16 protein-coding genes are annotated in these 17,210 nt (G+C 62.4%); 6 read left to right on the top strand and 10 right to left on the bottom strand.

Annotated features, from left to right (window positions below; all coding sequences use genetic code 11):
* Positions 1-176 precede the first annotated feature (176 nt).
* Genes efeO (KDX39_RS24575) through efeU form a run of 4 tightly spaced genes read right to left on the bottom strand, consistent with a single transcriptional unit; the run spans position 177 to position 4,453 of the window.
* Complete coding sequence (gene efeO / locus KDX39_RS24575; RefSeq protein WP_231662139.1) at positions 177-1,001, bottom strand: iron uptake system protein EfeO; 825 nt, start codon at positions 999-1,001, stop codon at positions 177-179.
* A 29-nt stretch (positions 1,002-1,030) separates the two neighbouring features.
* Positions 1,031-2,341, bottom strand: a complete 1,311-nt coding sequence (efeB, locus tag KDX39_RS24570; protein ID WP_231662138.1) for an iron uptake transporter deferrochelatase/peroxidase subunit — start codon at positions 2,339-2,341, stop codon at positions 1,031-1,033.
* Positions 2,342-2,381: 40 nt separating this feature from the next.
* Positions 2,382-3,590: an iron uptake system protein EfeO gene (gene efeO / locus KDX39_RS24565; RefSeq protein WP_231662137.1), complete on the bottom strand. Its 1,209-nt coding sequence runs from the start codon at positions 3,588-3,590 to the stop codon at positions 2,382-2,384.
* 8 nt (positions 3,591-3,598) lie between these two features.
* Positions 3,599-4,453: an iron uptake transporter permease EfeU gene (efeU, locus tag KDX39_RS24560; protein ID WP_099228348.1), complete on the bottom strand. Its 855-nt coding sequence runs from the start codon at positions 4,451-4,453 to the stop codon at positions 3,599-3,601.
* Positions 4,454-4,723: 270 nt separating this feature from the next.
* Here efeU and KDX39_RS24555 point away from each other — a divergent pair, with 270 nt between their 5' ends.
* The gene (locus tag KDX39_RS24555) at positions 4,724-5,389 is read left to right on the top strand and encodes a DNA-3-methyladenine glycosylase family protein (RefSeq protein WP_231662136.1); all 666 of its coding nucleotides are present in this window, start codon (positions 4,724-4,726) and stop codon (positions 5,387-5,389) included.
* Here KDX39_RS24555 and ampC read toward each other — a convergent pair.
* Entirely contained in the window at positions 5,386-6,564 is a 1,179-nt protein-coding gene (gene ampC / locus KDX39_RS24550) for a class C beta-lactamase (protein WP_231662135.1), read from the bottom strand. The two genes, KDX39_RS24555 and ampC, sit on opposite strands and share 4 nt — an antisense overlap.
* Before the next feature lie 91 nt (positions 6,565-6,655).
* A complete protein-coding gene (locus KDX39_RS24545) occupies positions 6,656-7,549 on the bottom strand; it encodes a LysR family transcriptional regulator (protein WP_231662134.1) in 894 nt (297 codons plus the stop codon).
* Between the two features lie 153 nt (positions 7,550-7,702).
* On the opposite strand from KDX39_RS24545, the gene KDX39_RS24540 reads away from it, so the two are divergent.
* The 5 genes from KDX39_RS24540 to zapE all read left to right on the top strand — a co-directional run bounded on the left by KDX39_RS24540 (position 7,703) and on the right by zapE (position 13,410).
* Complete coding sequence (locus KDX39_RS24540; RefSeq protein WP_184319761.1) at positions 7,703-8,995, top strand: CitMHS family transporter; 1,293 nt, start codon at positions 7,703-7,705, stop codon at positions 8,993-8,995.
* Positions 8,996-10,357, top strand: coding sequence for an acyclic terpene utilization AtuA family protein (locus KDX39_RS24535; protein ID WP_231662133.1), 1,362 nt, complete (start codon positions 8,996-8,998; stop codon positions 10,355-10,357).
* Positions 10,354-10,677: an AtuA-related protein gene (locus tag KDX39_RS24530; protein WP_210040938.1), complete on the top strand. Its 324-nt coding sequence runs from the start codon at positions 10,354-10,356 to the stop codon at positions 10,675-10,677. Before KDX39_RS24535 ends, KDX39_RS24530 begins: the two co-directional genes overlap by 4 nt.
* Before the next feature lie 124 nt (positions 10,678-10,801).
* Positions 10,802-12,247: a SulP family inorganic anion transporter gene (locus tag KDX39_RS24525; RefSeq protein ID WP_210040940.1), complete on the top strand. Its 1,446-nt coding sequence runs from the start codon at positions 10,802-10,804 to the stop codon at positions 12,245-12,247.
* Positions 12,248-12,294: 47 nt separating this feature from the next.
* Entirely contained in the window at positions 12,295-13,410 is a 1,116-nt protein-coding gene (zapE, locus tag KDX39_RS24520) for a cell division protein ZapE (protein WP_231662132.1), read from the top strand.
* A gap of 3 nt (positions 13,411-13,413) precedes the next feature.
* On the opposite strand, the gene rarD is transcribed toward zapE, so the two are convergent.
* The 4 genes from rarD to KDX39_RS24500 form a co-directional block, all read right to left on the bottom strand.
* Positions 13,414-14,298, bottom strand: coding sequence for an EamA family transporter RarD (gene rarD / locus KDX39_RS24515; protein WP_231662131.1), 885 nt, complete (start codon positions 14,296-14,298; stop codon positions 13,414-13,416).
* Positions 14,299-14,402: 104 nt separating this feature from the next.
* Positions 14,403-15,059: an HAD family hydrolase gene (locus KDX39_RS24510; RefSeq protein ID WP_231662130.1), complete on the bottom strand. Its 657-nt coding sequence runs from the start codon at positions 15,057-15,059 to the stop codon at positions 14,403-14,405.
* A gap of 6 nt (positions 15,060-15,065) precedes the next feature.
* The gene (locus tag KDX39_RS24505; protein WP_231662129.1) at positions 15,066-16,214 is read right to left on the bottom strand and encodes an MFS transporter; all 1,149 of its coding nucleotides are present in this window, start codon (positions 16,212-16,214) and stop codon (positions 15,066-15,068) included.
* Between the two features lie 77 nt (positions 16,215-16,291).
* Positions 16,292-17,206 carry an ABC transporter substrate-binding protein gene (locus tag KDX39_RS24500; protein ID WP_231662128.1) on the bottom strand — a complete coding sequence of 305 codons (915 nt, stop codon included), beginning with the start codon at positions 17,204-17,206 and terminating at the stop codon, positions 16,292-16,294.
* Positions 17,207-17,210 lie beyond the last annotated feature (4 nt).

The following is a 17,210-nucleotide window of genomic DNA, read 5'->3' as shown; positions in this document are numbered from 1 at the left end:
CGGGTGGGTGGCGGCTCGCCGGCGTTGGGGTCCGTTCAGTCGCTGATGTGTCGCTTCAGAAAAAGCCTCGCCGGCAAGCCGCCTCCCACAGTCTGATGGTTGCAGCAGGATTTGCGTAGAGCGCTGAGCGCCGCGTGGTAATGCCGCTCGGGAAGCTCTACGCACGCCGCTGAATGTCAGTTCAGCCCCAGTTTCCCGCGCAGGGTCGAGAGGTCTTCGGCCAGGGTGTTGACCGGGCCGACCAAGGCCTTGCGGTCGTTTTCCTTGACCTTGTCGTAGGTTTCAAAGCCCCCTTCCTTGGTCTTGTATTTGGCCAGGATCTTTTCCACGGTGGCGAAATTCTTGTCGACCTTGCCCGCGAACGCCTTGTCCTGCTGCTCGATCTGCGGGCGGAACAGGTCGACGATCTTCTTCGCACCGTCGATGTTGCCCTGGAAGTCGTACAGGTCGGTGTGGCTGTAACGGTCTTCTTCGCCGGAAATCTTCGTCGCTGCCACTTCCTCCAGCAGCGCGGCTGCGCCACCGACCACTTTTTCAGGCGGGAAGGTCAGGTCGGCCACGCGCTTTTCCAGGTCCTTGACGTCGCTCATCAACTTGTCGGCGATAGGGCCCTGGTCCTTGGTGGTGTTCTGCGAGAACAGCGCGTATTCCAGGCGATGGAAACCGGTGAAGTCTTCAGCCGTCACGCCTTGCTCGTGGTCGTCGACGCGTGAGTCGATAGAGGCGTCCAGATCACTGAACAACTCGGCAATCGGCTCCACGGATTCATAGAACACACGGGTCGGTGCGTACAGCTTCCTGGCGGTTGCCAGGTCGCCTTTCTTGACCGCATCGGTGAATTTCTGCGTGTGGCTGACCAGTTCGCCGATGTTCTCGGTGACGTAGATCTTGTAGTCCGAAACCGGGCCGACCAGATCCAGCGGCGCCGTGGCAGCGAAGGCGGCCAGCGGAGTCTGGAGCAGGCCAAGGGTCAGCAGCAAAGCCAGAGGCGTCTTTTTCATGGTGCTCTTCCGGGTGAGGAGGTTGAAGGTCATGCAGTTTGGGTTTTCGATACGGCCGCCAGTAATGAGCGTCCGATGAAGTCTTGGTCGCCGGTCACGCCCGGCAGGGTGAAGAAGTAGCCGCCACCGACCGGCTTGAGGTATTCCTCCAGCGGCTCGCCATTGAGGCGGTTCTGCACGGTGATGAAGCCTTTTTCCAGATCCGCCTGATAGCAGATGAACAGCAGGCCCATGTCCAGCTGACCATTCTTGTTCACGCCGTTGGAGTAGTTGAACGGGCGACGCAGGATCAGGTTGCGCTGGGTCTCTGCAGTACGCGGGTTGGCCAGGCGAATGTGTGAATCCAGGCGGGTCTTCTTGCCTTCCGGGTCGGCGGCATAATTGGGCACATCGGTTTCGACCTTGCCGTCCATGGGGGCGCCGGTGCTTTTGGTGCGGCCGAAGATCGATTCCTGTTCCTGCAAGGGTGTCCGGTCCCAGCGCTCGACGAAATTGCGGATGATGCGCACGGCCTGATAACTGCCGTTGGCTGCCCAGGCCGGTTCGTCACTGCCCGGCTGCACCCAGACCAGCTCGTTCATGGTCTTCTGGTTGTTGGAATCCGGGTTGGCCGAACCGTCCCTGAAACCCAGAAAGTTACGGGCGCTCTCGGGCGGCTGACCGGGTTTCTTCGGTGCCTGAGGCGGCACGGTGCCTTCCTGTTTCCAGCGCACCAGCAACAGGTCAGGCAGGTTCTTGACGATGTCGCGCAGGGCGTGGATGTTGCTGTCGGCGGTGTTGGCGCAGAACTGGATGCTCAGGTCGCCATGGCAACTAGAAGGTTCCAGCGCATCATTGGGAAAACCGACCATGCGGCTCAGGCGGATGGGCTTGACTTCGGTCAGGCCAAAGCGCTCATCGAACAGCGATTCGCCCACTGACACGGTGATGGTCAGGTTGTCGGGCGTGACGACCGGTCCCAGGATGCCGGAATCCAGCGGTGGCAGTTTAGGATCGACGTCCGGCACCGGGCCGCCAGTCATCAGGAACGCAATGCGCTCGTTCAAGGTGCGGAACAGGCGCTCGAGGTCGTCACGATCCGCGGCCAGCACGTCGAAGGCCACGAACATACCCGCAGCGGGGCGCGGGTTGACGATGCCGGTCTGGTGAAGGCCATGGAACGCGTTGCGGTCCTCGGTCTTGTCGCTGTTCGGCGCTTCGGTGACTTGCGCGGGTGCAGCGGCCAGTACTTTGCCGCTCAGGCTGCTGCCGGCCAGTGCGGCCCCGGCAGCGCCGAGGCCCATCAGGACGCGACGGCGCTGAATCGAGGCAGGGGCATTGTTGGCGTCGGGAGTTTTCATGAGACTGTGCTGTGCTCCTGATGGACGGAATCGGTTCGGTTCAGAGCCCGGACAGGCCGAGCGCCGGGTCGATGGTGTTCAGCGCGTCGGCGAGTGCCGCAGCTTTGGTCGCGATCTGCTTGCGTTGTCCTGCATCGACCTGGTCATAAAGGAGGTAGCCGTCATCGGTCTTCAAGGCGTCCAGCGTGGTGTCCAGATCAGCCATGGCCGCATCAATGGTCTGCAACTGATCGCCTGCGCTTTTGCTCAGCAATGGGCGCAGCAGATCAACCACCTTGCGCGTCCCTTCCAGATTGGCGGCGAAGCCATTCAGGTCGCTGTGGCTGTAGCGTTCTTCTTCACCGTTGCTGCGCAAATCGGCCAGGCTGCGCATGTTGCGCGTGACAATGGCGGCGAGTTGCTCCGGAGCCAGCGACTGGGCCAGCAATTGTTGCTTGAGTTGGGTGACGTCAGTCTGCAGACGCTGCGCCACCGGGCTCAGGCCATCGACACTGTGCTGCTCGAACAGGGCGTATTCGATGCGGTGAAAACCACTGAAACCCGGGTCCTGCTCGCGCTTTTCGTAATAATCGGCACGGGCGTTGATGGCGTTGTCCAGCTCGGCCAGACGCTGCGCGGCGGGCGCGATGCGCTGATAGGCGGCGCGTGCGGGCAGGTAGGCGGCTTGCGCTGCGCTCAGATCGCCTGCGTCAATGGCTTGTTGCAGGGCGGTGACGGCCTTGATCAGCGCTGAACCCTGCAGGCTCAGGTAAACGCGGTATTCGGACAGCGGGCCGATGAAGGCAGTCATCGACGGACGCGCCTTGGCTTTCGCGTCGGACTCGGCGGTAGGCGTTACGTGCAGCGTGCCGCGCGGGTTGCTCAGCAGGCCGCAGGTGATCGCGTAATCGCCGGGCGCCAGGTTGGCATTGATGACCTGGCTCAGGCCGGGCGCAATGTTTTCCCGCTCCTCGACCACCAGTACGCCATCCAGGATTTCCCATTCGACCGCCCGTTCGGAACGATTGACGATGCGAAAAGCGTTCTGGCCTGCCGCCACGGTGAGAGCATTCGGCTCGCAGTTGTGAGCGTGAATGTTGACCACGGTTTCAGTGCCGGCATTGGCGGCGCGCTTCTTGGCGGCCACTTGCGAGGCGTAGTAGAACAGCCCGCCTGCGGCGATCATCAGGATCACGGAGCCGGCGACTGCCAATCGCAGGACGCGGGGAGGCCGGGCTTTCTCTGAAGGCCCTGAGGGACGGTTCGACATGGGTGCCCTTATTCGTTCGTCACGGAAGATGGATGTTGCTGCAACGGTGTGCGGACTGACGGGGCGTGCGGCAGGAAAAACAGCACCAGCGCCCCGATCAGGTAAATGAGGTAGACGCTCAGGGTGCTGACCGTCGGTGCATCCTGATAACCGAACATGCCGGCCAGCACCGAGCCGGTCGGACCGTCCATCGGCAGCCAGGCGCTGATGTCGAAGACCACGTCCTGCAAGTGGTTCCAGACACCTGCTTCATGCAGGGCCTGCACCGAGTTGGCCAGGATTCCGGCCGCCACGATCAGAATGAACAGGCCGGTCCAGCGGAAAAACAGGCTCAGGTTCAGGCGCATGCTGCCGCTGTAGATCGCCACACCAAAGCCGACTGCCAACAGCAGGCCGAGCAGGGCACCCAAGGGAGCCTGGGTGCCTTCGCTCTGCTGAAACACGGCGAGCAGGAAAAAGACGGTTTCCAGACCTTCACGGGCCACGGCAAAGAACACCATGGCGATCAGCGCGTAGGTCTGGTTTTTCGAGCCGGTGAGGGCGGCGTCCAGCGATTCATGCAGCGCGTGCTTGATCGAACGCGCCACCTTGCGCATCCAGAACACCATCGAACTCAGAATACCCACTGCAATCAGGCCTACGATGCCTTCGAACAATTCCTGCTGCTTCTGCGGAAACTCGGCGCTCATCAACTCCAGGCCACCGCCGACGAACAGCGACAGTGCGATTGCCAGGAATACACCGATCCAGACGGCGGGCATCCACTCGCCACGGCCGGTCTGTTTCAGGTAACTGGCGATGATGCCAACAATGAGCGCGGCTTCGATGCCTTCGCGCAGCATGATCAAAAACGGAACGAGCATAGTTCACCGGGTTGAGACTGAAGGCGCACGTGTTTTGACAGGTCTCGGCAGGCGAGACGGGCCGGACACAATGCGTAACATAATGATACTCATTCTTGAATGGCGGAAGTTGTTTTTTGTCTGAAAGTCGTTTTCACGATGTCGTTCAGGCCAGGTTCAGGTTTTTGCAGCATTGCGAGGGAACTTGAAAATCACCCCGCGTTTGCAGAGTCCTTGGGCGCTGCGGCACAGTGGGGGCGTCTCGAATTGCGCTTTTTATGGATGATCGGAATGTCAGCAGAACCGCAAACGCCCACTGCTCATGGGCAGGCTATTAAAGTGCTCAAGGCAGTCGATGGACGCTGGCGATCATTGATCGAGCACGTCGGGCCGTGTCTGCACCCGGTGACCGCTGCGCAGGACCCGTTCCAGGCGTTGGTCAAAGGCGTCGCGTATCAGCAATTGCACGCCAGGGCGGGCGACGCGATGGTGATGCGCCTGCGTGCCCTGTTTCCGGATTCATGCTTTCCCGACCCGCAGGCGTTGGCCAGCCTGGACGATCAGGCGTTGCGAGGCTGCGGGTTCTCGGCGTCCAAGTGCCGGGCGATCAAGGCGATTGCTGCTGCCAGAGCCAGCGGTCTGGTGCCGGACGTGGCCGAGGCCCTGACCCTGAGCGACGACGAACTGATCGCTCGTCTCACTCGGTTGCCGGGCGTCGGTCGCTGGACGGTCGAGATGATGCTCATCTACGGTCTGGGCAAGCTGGACGTGATGCCTGCGAGTGACTTCGGGGTGTGCGAAGGTTATCGGCGGCTGTACGGCCTGGAAGGCAAACCCACTCCGAAGGCCATGGCCGCTCTCGCCGAACGGTTCGCGCCATTTCGAACCGTCGCGGCGTGGTATCTGTGGCGTGTACCGGTCGACTTTGCGACTGGCGAGCAGACTTCTGAAGCCTAGGGTTTGCAGTCGAAGCACTGCACCTGATTCAGAATCCGGTACGCCAGTTTCACCCGTTCCTCGTTCGGGTAGTTTCTGTTGGCCAGAATCACGATGCCCAGTTGCTGCTCGGGGATGAAGGCAACGTAGCCGCCAAAGCCATTGGTGGAGCCGGTCTTGTTGACCCAGGTGTTCGATTGCGCCGCGCGGGCCGGGGTGATCGGCTCGACTTTTTGAGTATTGAGCACCATCGTGCTCGCGTTACCTTCGAGCAGGGTGTCGAGCTTCACCGGCATCGGGTATTGCTCCCAGATCAGGCCCTGGGTCATCGCGCCCACGTTGAAATAACCGGTTCGGGTGTCCTTGAGGGCGCGTTGCAGGCGCGCGTCGTACTGACCCAGCCCCAGGTTGGCCTCGACAAAACGGAGCATGTCCCGGCTGCTGGATTTCACGCCGTAAGCCTCGGATGCCAGCACGCCGGGGTTGACCCTGACAGGTTCGTCGAGTTTGTTATAGCCCTGTGCATAGAGTGACTGTTGTTCGTCGGGCACGGTGAGGTAGGTGTTCTTCAGGCCCAGTGCCGGAAACAGGCCTTGCTGCATGGCGCTCTTGAAGGGCAATTGCATGCTGCGCGCCGCGACCAGGCCCAGCAAACCGACGCTGGGGTTGGCGTAGGTGCGATGGGTACCGGGCAAGTACTCGGGTTGCCAGGCCTTGAAATACGCCATCATCTGTTCGGTGGTCTGGACCTTGTCGGGAAACTGCAGCGGGAAGCCGCCCGCAGTATGCGTACCCAGGTGGAAAACCGGCACCTTGCCCAAGCGTGTGTCACGCAATTGCGGCACGTAGGTGTCGATGCGCTCGGTCAGCGACAACTGCCCGTTTGCCTGCGCCCAGGTGGCAAGGGTGGCGGTGAAGGTCTTGCTGATCGAGCCCAGTTCGAACAGCGTGTCCGGGGTGACGGTTTGAGCACTGTCTTTCGACGCCTTGCCGTAGGTGTAGAACTGTTGTGTGCCGTTGTGGGTGATGGCAATCGACAGGCCCGCGATGCCGTTTTCCTGCATGACCCTGCTGGCTGCTTCCCGCACGAAGTCGTCCTGTTTCGGGTTCTGCGCCTCGGCAAGCGCGAGCGAAGAGGTCAGCGTGAGGCTGGTCAGCAGCAGGGCCTGCAATGACCGCTTTTGATTCCATTGCATGAAAGCATTCCTTGTTTTTAGGGGGTAAGTCTGTTGTCTGCGCAGTACTGGGGATCTTCCTCCCGCAATGTTGTGTTTGCCGAGACGTGATTCAACAGGCATCGCGACTCAACACCTCTCTCATCATCTCCACGAACCGATTCGCCGCAGGGCTCAGGGTCTGGCCGGTGCGGGTGATCAGGCCGATTTCACGGCTGACGCCGTGGTGATCGACGGGCACCTGAACGGTGTCGGAGCGGCCCTCGTCGGCCGACTCCGGCAGCAGCGTCATACCCAGCCCCTGACGCACCAGCGCCAGAACGGTTGACATGTAGTTGGCCTCGAGGCCGGGCACCAGAGCAAGTCCTTCGTCGGCGAAGAGTTGCTCGACCCGCTCGCGCACGCTGCTGTCGCGTCCGGTCAGAATAATCGGCTGACCCGCCAGATCGGCCAGGCTGACTGACGTTCGTGTGGCCAGCGGATGAGTGCCGGGCACGAACAGCCGCAGCCGGTCCTGCATCAGGCTTTCGAACTCCAGTCCGTGGCTCATCCGGGCGCGAACGCCGAGTCCGAAATCCACCTCGCCTTCACGCACCAGCGCGTCGATGCGTTGCGCCACTACATCGCGCAGGCGTACTTCAATGCCGGGAAACCGGGTGCGGAATTCGCGCAGGATGATCGGCAGCGTGCTGGAGCACATCGAGGGCAGGGCGGCGAGGGTCACCACACCCCGGCGCAATGCCGCAAGGTCCCGCGAACCACTGACGATGTTGTCCAGATCCAGCAGCAGCTTTTCCATGGGCTGCAGATTGTTCTGGCCTGCCGCCGTCAAGCTGACGTGGCGTGGGCTGCGTTCCAGCAGCGCGACGCCCAGCCACTCTTCCAGTTGCTGGATCTGGACGGTCAGCGCAGACGGCGAGAGGTTCAGCTCCACCGCAGCCTTGGTAAAACTCCCGCTGTGAGCGACGGCCAGGAACGCCCGGATGTGCTGGATCGAATTCTTCATGCGCTGGCAAGACTCGTGATCAATGTTCTGTTTTTTGGAATGAGAGGTGCCGAACATTTCAATTTACAAAGCATAACCTCGTTTCGATACTCGTTGAAAACAACAACAGTGCGTCCCGCCACATGCTGGTCAGGGATGAAAGGGAAAGCCTCCATGCTCGCCATCCTCGGTGTCATTACCATTCTCTGCCTGCTCACGGCTGTCATGAGCAAGCGTCTCTCGCCTCTCGTTGCCCTTATTGCGTTGCCCATCATCGCGGCCCTGATCGGCGGCTTTGGTCTGCAGACCAGCGCCTTCATCATCACAGGCATCAAGAACGTCGCCCCGGTGGTGGGCATGTTCGTGTTCGCCATCCTGTTCTTCGGGGTGATGACGGATGCAGGCATGCTCGACCCGATCATCGACCGGATTCTAAAGGCAGTCGGTACGCGCCCCACCCGAATCGTCATGGGTACGGCCCTGCTGGCGTTGCTGGTGCACCTGGACGGTTCGGGGGCGGTGACCTTTCTGGTGACCATTCCGGCCATGCTGCCGCTGTACACGCGGCTGGGCATGGACAAGCGCATTCTGGCCTGCGTCACGGCCATGGCGGCGGGGGTCAACTTTCTGCCCTGGACCGGGCCGGTGCTGCGCTCATCTGCCGCCTTGCACGTGCCGGTGGCGGACCTGTTTCAGCCGCTGATTCCGGTGCAGATTGTCGGTCTCGCCTTTGTGTTCGCCTGCGCCTGGTTTCTGGGTCGTCGTGAAGAGCGGCGTCTGGGCCTTGGCGCCGGAGCGCAGGTGGATGTGGTGCCCAAGCGGGTGCTGACCGAACAGGAAGAGCTGCTGCGTCGGCCGCGTCTGTTCTGGGTGAACCTGCTGCTGACCATTGCGGTGATGGGCGTGATGATCTCCGGTGTCGTCGATCCGGTGGTGATGTTCATGCTCGGCACGGTGGTTGCGCTGTGCCTCAATTACCCTGACGTCGATGCTCAGCGCACCCGCATTGATGCCCACGCCAAAACCGCGCTGACCATGGCCAGCATCCTGCTGGCGGCCGGGGTGTTCACCGGCATCATGCAAGGCACCGGCATGCTGAAGGCAATGGCCGAAGTGGCTGTGCACCAGATTCCAGCCGGGCACGGCAAATTGATCCCGATGGTGGTGGGGTTCATTTCGATGCCTCTGAGCCTGCTGTTCGACCCGGATTCATTCTATTTCGGCGTGATGCCGGTGATTGCCGAGGTCGGCAAGGCCTTGGGCGTCGAGCCGTTGCAAGTGGCTCAGGCTTCACTGCTGGGTGTGCACACCACCGGTTTTCCGGTCAGTCCGCTGACGCCCGCGACCTTCCTCCTGGTGGGGCTGTGCAAGATCGAGTTGGCCGACCACCAGCGCTTCACCATCCCTTTCCTGTTCGCAGCCTCGGTCCTGATGACCCTGACTGCCATGCTCCTGGGAGTGTTCTGAATGAAAACCCTGCGCATCGGCTCCGGTGCCGGTTATTCCGGCGACCGCATAGAGCCTGCCGTCGAACTGGCCGAACACGGCGAGCTGGATTACCTGATTTTTGAATGCCTGGCCGAGCGCACCATCGCGCTGGCGCAGCAGGCCCGGTTGAGCGACCCCTACGCCGGCTACGATCCGCTATTGAGCGAGCGCATGCGCCGGGTGCTGCCGTTCGTGGGGCGCAGGGCGGACGGTTCGCGCAGGTTGCGGGTGATCACCAATATGGGGGCGGCCAACCCGCTGGCGGCGGCGCGGGAAGTGAAGCGCATCGCGGCCGGGCTGGGACTGTCCGGGCTCAAGGTTGCGGCATTGACCGGCGATGACGTGCTCGCTGCATTGCAGACCGACGCTTCCAGGCTGCTGGACAACGGTATGACGCTGGCTTCGCTGGGTGACCGGCTGATTTCGGCCAACGCTTATCTGGGATGCGAAGGCATCGTGCAGGCGCTCCAGGCCGATGCCGACGTGGTGATCACGGGTCGTGTGGCCGATCCATCACTGTTTCTGGCGCCACAGGTGTTCGAATTCGGTTGGTCCGTCGATGACTGGAGTTTGCTGGGACGCGGGACGCTGGTCGGTCACTTGCTCGAATGTGCGGGCCAGATCAGCGGGGGGTATTTTGCCGATCCGGGTTTCAAGGACGTGCCGGATCTGGCCCGACTGGGTTTTCCGCTGGCTGAAGTCGATGCATCAGGTCAGGCGATCATCACCAAGGTGGCAGGCTCGGGCGGGCGGATCGATACCGCCACCTGCACCGAACAGCTGATCTATGAGGTGCATGACCCTGCGGCTTACCTGACACCCGACGTGAGCGCCGATTTTTCCGGGGTCAGCTTCCGGACAGAAGCCGAGAACCGGGTGCGGGTTGTCGGTGCGGATGGACGTCAGCGGCCCGGGACTCTCAAGGTGTCGGTCGGCTATCTGGATGGCTGGATCGGCGAAGGGCAGATGTCCTACGGTGGGCCTGGTGCGCTGGCGCGTGCGCAACTGGCACGTGATGTCGTTCTGGAGCGTTTGAAGCTGATGGGCGTGAGGGTCGAAGACCTGCGTGCCGAATTGATCGGCGTCGATGCCTTGCATGGCAGCGAACTGGGTTCGCGCGCCAACGCTGAGCCCTGGGAGGTGCGCCTGCGCATTGCCGCACGCTGTGTCGAGCGCAGCGAGGCCGTTCGGGTCGGCAATGAAGTCGAGACGCTCTACACCAACGGACCTTACGGCGGTGGCGGGGCGACCAAGGCGGTGCGTCAGGTGGTGGCGGTCGCTTCGCTGTTTCTGCCGCGTGAGGCGGTCAATCCGATGGTTCATCTGGAGGATTCGGTATGAGCGGTGGCGTGAAGCTTCGAGAGCTGGCCCATTCGCGGACCGGCGACAAGGGCGATACATCGAACATCTCGGTGATCGCTTACCGTGGCGAAGACTACGCAAGGTTGTGTCAGGCACTGACCGTTGATCGGGTGACAGCGTATTTCTCGCAGTTACTCGACCCGCAAGCCGGGCCGATTCGGCGCTACGAGCTGCCCAACGTGCACGCACTGAACTTCGTGATCCCCGGTGTGCTGCGAGGCGGAGTGACCCGGTCGCTGGCGCTGGACGCGCATGGCAAGGCCCTGGGCGCAGCGCTGCTGGATCTCGACATCGTCTGACGCGGGCGAGCTTGAATCGTCAGGCTGAACCCTTGCAGCAGTGGCCGATGAGGACGTGTTTGCGTAACATGCCCCCTTTTTCGCACCGCTGCGGGCTGCTCCGCAGACGTCGTTCAGGTCAGTCATGAAAACAATCCGTCTACGCGCCGAAGTTCTGGCAGGGCTCACCACATCCTTTGCGCTGGTGCCCGAATGCATCGCCTTTGCGCTGGTGGCGCACCTCAACCCGCTGATGGGCCTGTATGGCGCGTTCATCATTTGCACGCTGACCGCGCTGTTCGGCGGGCGACCGGGGATGGTCTCGGGTGCTGCCGGGTCGATGGCTGTGGTCATCGTGGCGCTGGTGGTGCAGCAGGGCGTGCAGTACCTGTTGGCGACCGTGTTGCTGGGCGGTCTGTTGATGATCCTGTTCGGGGTGCTGCGCCTCGGCAAACTGGTGCGGCTGGTGCCTTATCCGGTGATGCTCGGCTTCGTCAACGGCCTGGCGATTGTCATTGCCATGGCCCAGCTGGAACACTTCAAGGTCGGCGAGGCCTGGCTGAGCGGAACGCCGCTTTACGTGATGCTGGGGCTGGTCGCGCTGACCATGGCCGTGGTCTATGTACTGCCGCGTGTGACCCGCGCCGTGCCGCCTGCTCTGGTCGCGATTCTCGGCGTCGGCCTGGCCGTGTATTTCCTCGACCTGCCAACCCGGACCCTGGGCGACATGGCCCACATCGCGGGTGGTCTGCCGATGTTCAACCTGCCGGACATTCCGTGGACGCTGGAAACCCTGCGCATCATCGCGCCTTACGCCGTACTGATGGCGCTGGTCGGCCTGCTGGAAACCCTGCTGACCCTCAACCTGACGGACGAGATCACCGAGACCCGCGGCTATCCGGACCGCGAATGCGTGGCACTGGGCGCGGCGAACATGGTGTCTGGCGCATTTGGCGGCATGGGCGGCTGCGCGATGATCGGACAGACCGTCATTAATCTCAGCTCCGGCGGGCGCGGCAGGGTGTCCGGGATTGTCGCGGGCATGATGATTCTGATGTTTGTGCTGTTCCTGTCGCCGCTGATCGAGCGCATTCCACTGGCGGCGCTGGTCGGGGTGATGTTCGTGGTCGCCCAGCAGACGTTTGCCTGGGCCTCGCTGCGGGTGCTGCGCAAGGTTCCGGTGAACGACGTACTGGCGATCATTGCCGTGACGGTCGTGACGGTGTTCACCGATCTGGCGACGGCGGTGCTGTTCGGCATTGTCATCGCAGCGATCAACTTTGCCTGGCAGCAGGCCCGTGAGCTGTACGCCGATAGCCATGTCGAAGCCGATGGCAGCAAGATCTACCACCTGCACGGCACGCTGTTCTTCGCCTCGACCACGCCGTTTCTCGACCAGTTCAACCCTGCCGAAGACCCGGCGCAGGTCACGCTGGACTGCCGTCACCTGAGCTTCGTCGACTATTCGGCCATTGCTGCGCTCAAGACCTTGCGCGAGCGTTACGCCAAGGCAGGCAAGCACCTGCGTGTGGTGCATCTGTCCGAGCGCTGCAAACGGCTGCTCAAGCGTGCGGGCGTGCAGCACGCCTGAACCTGTATATGCTGAGTGTCTTTCCTGTTGCCGAAGGTGTGTGATTGATGGATGCCGTGTCTCCTCTGGATGCTTACGAACGTGCCGTCCAGCGTGGCTTTCAGCCTGATCAGGCGCAGTTGCATGCGGCCCGTCAGCTTCAGACGTGCTACCTGGCGCTGACCGGGCAGCGTGGTCGGGCTCAGGGTGTTTATCTCTGGGGGCCGGTCGGACGCGGCAAGACCTGGCTGATGGACCGTTTCTTCGAAAGCCTGAGTGTTCCGGCCCGGCGTCAGCATTTTCATCACTTCATGCGCTGGGTGCACAAGCGCATGTTCGAGCTGATGGGTACACCGCATCCACTGACCGTGGTGGCCAGGGAACTGGCGCGTGAAGTGCGGGTGATGTGCTTCGATGAGCTGTTCGTCACCGACATCGGCGATGCCGTGATTCTCGGCGGGCTGTTGCAGGTCATGTTCGAAGAAGGCGTAGTGCTGGTCTGCACCTCCAACCAGCCGCCGGAGCAGCTGTACAGCCACGGTCACAACCGTGAGCGCTTCATGCCCGCGATTGTCGCCATCCAGAAGTACATGAACGTCGTCGCGGTCGATGGCGGCGAGGACCATCGCCTGCATCCCGGCCAGTTGCACCAGCGTTACTGGGTGGCCGACGCCGGACGTCCCAGCGCCCTGCAGGGGATTTTCGACGCGCTCAGCGCCGGGCAGCCGATCCACGATTCCCAGGTCATGCTTGGCTATCGCAGCATCAATGTGGTTCAGCATTCCGACACGGCCGTGTGGTGCCGTTATCGGGACCTGTGCGAGCAACCGCTGGCGGCGATGGATTTCATTGCCCTGTGCGATCGTTTTTCAGTGATCCTGATCAGCGAAGTGCCGTCCCTGAGCGCGGCGCAGCGCGAATCGAAAATCGCCCGTGGCACCGAGGATGGCGTGGAGCAGGTGGCAGCGGGGGACCGTGAATTGCCGCAGTTGTCCCCTCACGACGACGGCGTGCGGCGCTTCATCGCGCTGGTCGACGAGTGTTACGACCGACGCATTCCGCTGTATGTCGAAGCGCAGGTGGCGATGGAGGCGTTGTACACCGAAGGCTACTTGTCTTTCGCGTTCCGCCGCACGCTGAGTCGTCTCCAGGAGATGCAACTGGAGCGTTTCACCGAACACTGAGGCTCAGGCTGCGTCCCGACGGCGCTGAGCCAGCATGTGTTTGGCACCCTCCAGAATCAGCACGCCCACCGCTATCCAGATCGGTATGTAAGTCAGCATTTCGTCACGGCTGATGCTTTCGCCCAGCAGCAGCGCGACGCCCACCAGCAGCACCGGCTCGACATAACTGAGCAGCCCGAACAGGCTGAATGGCAGCAGACGACTGGCGATGATGTAGCTGACCAGCGCCGAGGCACTGATGATGCCCAGTACGGGAATCAACAGATAGAGAAGGGGCGTTTGCTGAATCGCCAGCGGATGCCCGTTGGCGATGAACCACAGGCCAATGGGGAGCATGAACAGCATGTCGAACCATAGCCCGCCCAGGTTATCGGTCTTGAGCCGGCGCCGCAGCACGAAGTACAGCGGATAGCCCCCGGCCACCAGCAATGTTTCCCACGAGAAACTGCCCAGTCGCCACAGCTCGTGGCCAACGCCGATCGCCGCGAAGGCTGCCGCGATCTTTTGCAGGTAGGAGAGGTGTTCGCCGTACACGACGCGGCCGGTCAGAATCATGCTCAGCGGCAGCAGGAAATAGCCCAGCGAGACTTCCAGGCTGCGACCATGCAGCGGTGCCCACATGAAGATCAGCAGTTGTGCGCCCAGCAGCACCGACGACAGCAACAGCCCGAAAAACAGTGCCGGTTGTCGGCGCAGCCTGGCTGCGAGTGCACGCACCAGCTTCCAGTCGCCGCTGAGCAGCATGAACAGCGTGGCGCAGGGCACGGTCAGCAGCATCCGCCAGCCGAAGATTTCCTGGCCATCCAGCGGCTTCATCAGTGAGGTATAGAAATACATGACCCCGAACAGCACTGAAGCCAGAACCGACAGCACGACACCTTTGTACACAGCGGCCTCTCGGGTTTACCAATAAGAGTGCCTGCCCCGGTTTGGGGCAAGCGGCTGCCAGTTTAGTGCGCGGGCGGATAAAAAGCTTCAGTGCGGACGGACTATCACGCGGCGGACTTCAGAAACCGCCAAAGGACGTCGGCTTCGAAGTCCTTGATCACGCTGCGGGCGCCAGCCTCGCGAAGCTGCTGCTCCTGCAACCCGGAGAGCATGCCGAAGGTATGAATGCCTGCGGCGTGTGCCGATTGCACGCCCGCCAGCGAATCTTCAAAGGCAATCGCTTCATCCGCTCTCACACCCAGCCATTCCAGGGCCGTGAGGTAGGGCATGGGATGCGGTTTGCCGCGAGCCAGTTCGCCGCCGATCACAATGGTTTCGAAACGATCGACAATGCCCAGCCCGGTCAGCATGGCCATGGCGTTCTCCCGTGGCGCATTGGTGACCACGGCGGTTTTCAGCCCGAGTTGCCCGGCATGGTCGAGAACGCGAAGCACGCCGGAGACCGGGATGGTTTCGCCAAGCTGGTCGCGAAACATGGCTTCCTTCTCGGCCGCCAGTGCTGCGTAGTTCGAGGCGGGCATATCGGGAAACAGGCCGCCGAAAATCATGTCGTCCGGGAACCCCATGACATTGGCTTTGTAATAGCTGATATCCATTGACCGATCCCAGCGTGCCAGCAACTGGTTGTAGGCGTTCAGGTGCAGTTCATCGGTATCGATGAGGGTTCCGTCCAGGTCGAACAACAGCGCGCGAAGGGCCATTGAGTGTTACTCCTTTGAAAGGGCAGTGGTGCGGCCGAAAGCCCAGGCGCCACGAAGCGCCGGCACCCACGGCAACATGAGAAGCGGGTAGATGATCAACAGGCTGAAGGCGGCTTCGACCCCGATTCGTTCGGACAACAGCCCGAGCAGAAACGGCGCCAGCAGTAACGCAACGCCTACCGCCTGGGATGCCTGGGTGCTCAACGCAGAGCTTGCGTGGGGCGCGACGCGCATCGCAGAGCCCAGAATCAGCGGGAAGAAGTTCCCAAGGCATGCACCCAGCACGAAGGTGAAAACAGCCGTTCCGGCCAGGCCCTGAATCATCGACAGCACCAGCAGTGTAGCGATAGCGCTGAAAATCACGGTGGTCAGCAGCGACAGGGGCGATAGGCGACGCAGTGCGAAACTGCTGGCCAGACGTCCGCAGACGGTGCCGGCAAAATAAAGGCTCATCAGGGTCGCGGCTACCGACGCGCTGGTCTGAACGTGAGTCTTCATGTACTCCGCCCCCCAGAAGCCCACGCCCCACTCGGCCGAGATGCCGAGAATCACCAGTGCCCACAGACTCAGGCGTGTCAGGCGCGGCGCAGGCAACGCATCCGCGGGCGCGCCGGTTGACGCCGTTGCAGACGTGGTTCGAGCCTCTGTTCGATGAAGACCCGAAGGCACGCAGAGCATCAGCAGCGCCCACGCGCTGATCAGCAACGGAGCCGCGCGCCACGACAGCCCGACGGCAGTCGCTGCGCCCACCAGCAGTGCGCCCCCCAGCACACACAGCCCGGCCACGATATGGGCCTCCACCAGCTTCGCGGCGGCCTGTTCGCCGTAGCGCCTGCCGAGCATGGCCTGTCCGACCGCCATGACCAGCCCTCCGGAAAAACCCAGTACGACACTGCCTGGTAGCGTCATCGGCAGGCCTGCTGCCATGGCAAAGAAGCCGCTGGCCACGACGATCGAGCCTATCGCAATGCGCCCCGTGCCGATGACCGGAGGCCTGCGCTCAAGCCAGCGATAGGGTACTCCGATCAACACCAGTCCCAGCGCGTAGGCGGCGAAGTGCAGGCCGGTCCAGCGCAGGTCGAGGGAGAATTCCGCGCGCAGAAAGGGCATCAAGGGGCCGAGCATGCCTTGCTGCGCCCCGAACAGGCCGAACATGAGGTAGATCGACCAAGGCCGCCTCTCAGTCCGGGGTGACGCGAGAGGTTGAGTCGAATCAGGCTGCGCCATCCTGCTCATGGGGTTGCCCCGGTGTCGAAGAGTGCGTGCCAGCGTGCGCAGCGTTCGGCCTTGGCGCGACTGGCTGCGATGGCATCCAGCGGCTCGGGACCAGGGGCTGTCGGCGTGTCCCTCGATGAGTCAGCGACCACGACCTTGCCATAGCGCCGGCTGATGGCGGCGGCGTCGGGCGACAGCATCCAGCCAAGCGCCTGGCGGGCCTTGACGGCATGCTGCGAACCGTTTCGGCAGCCGAATACCTCGAACTCATAACGTTGCGCATCTTCCGGTACGCACCAGTGCAGCGATGGATGCAAAAGCGCGGCGCGTGTGGCGGCGGTGGACACCGTGACGCCCACCCACGCCCGACCTTCGAGCACCGCCTCTATGGGGGATGTCGAGGAACCGCTGATGGCAGGTTGCAGGCGGGCGATGTCCGCCAGCCGCTCCCAGGCCTGTTCGCCATAATGTTCCAGCAGTGCGCCCAGGTGCAGATAGCCTGCGCCGGAGCGTGCCGGGTCGGGCAGGGCGATGCGTGTCGACCAGGCCGGTGTGCTCAGCGCTTCCCAGCAACGCGGCGGCGCCAGGCCATTGGCGGCGAGGATATGCGGGTCGTAACAGAAGGCGGGCACGAAGCCTGACGGGCTGAACCAGCGTCGGCCAGCATCGACGGCGTCCGGCGGCAGGCTCGACACATCGAGCCCATCAAGGACACTCAGTCTCGAGGTAAGTGCAGGATCGAGAAGCGCCGTGGCGGCGGTGCCCAGCAGCAGGTCCCAGTCGCCCGCCGTGCCGTCGATCACCCGCTCGATCAGTTCGGACGTGGACCAGCGCGACAGACGAATGGTTATCCCGGCATGCGCCTCCATGCCCGCGATGAATTCTGCAAGCTCGGCATGTTCCATCGAGCTGATGGCGATCAGTTCATCCATGCGC

This window comes from Pseudomonas sp. CDFA 610 (assembly GCF_021147865.1).
GTDB classification, from domain to species: Bacteria; Pseudomonadota; Gammaproteobacteria; order Pseudomonadales; family Pseudomonadaceae; genus Aquipseudomonas; species Aquipseudomonas alliivorans.
The sequence above is the reverse complement of the archived record's forward strand: the minus strand, read 5'-3'. Positions and strand labels throughout refer to the sequence as shown.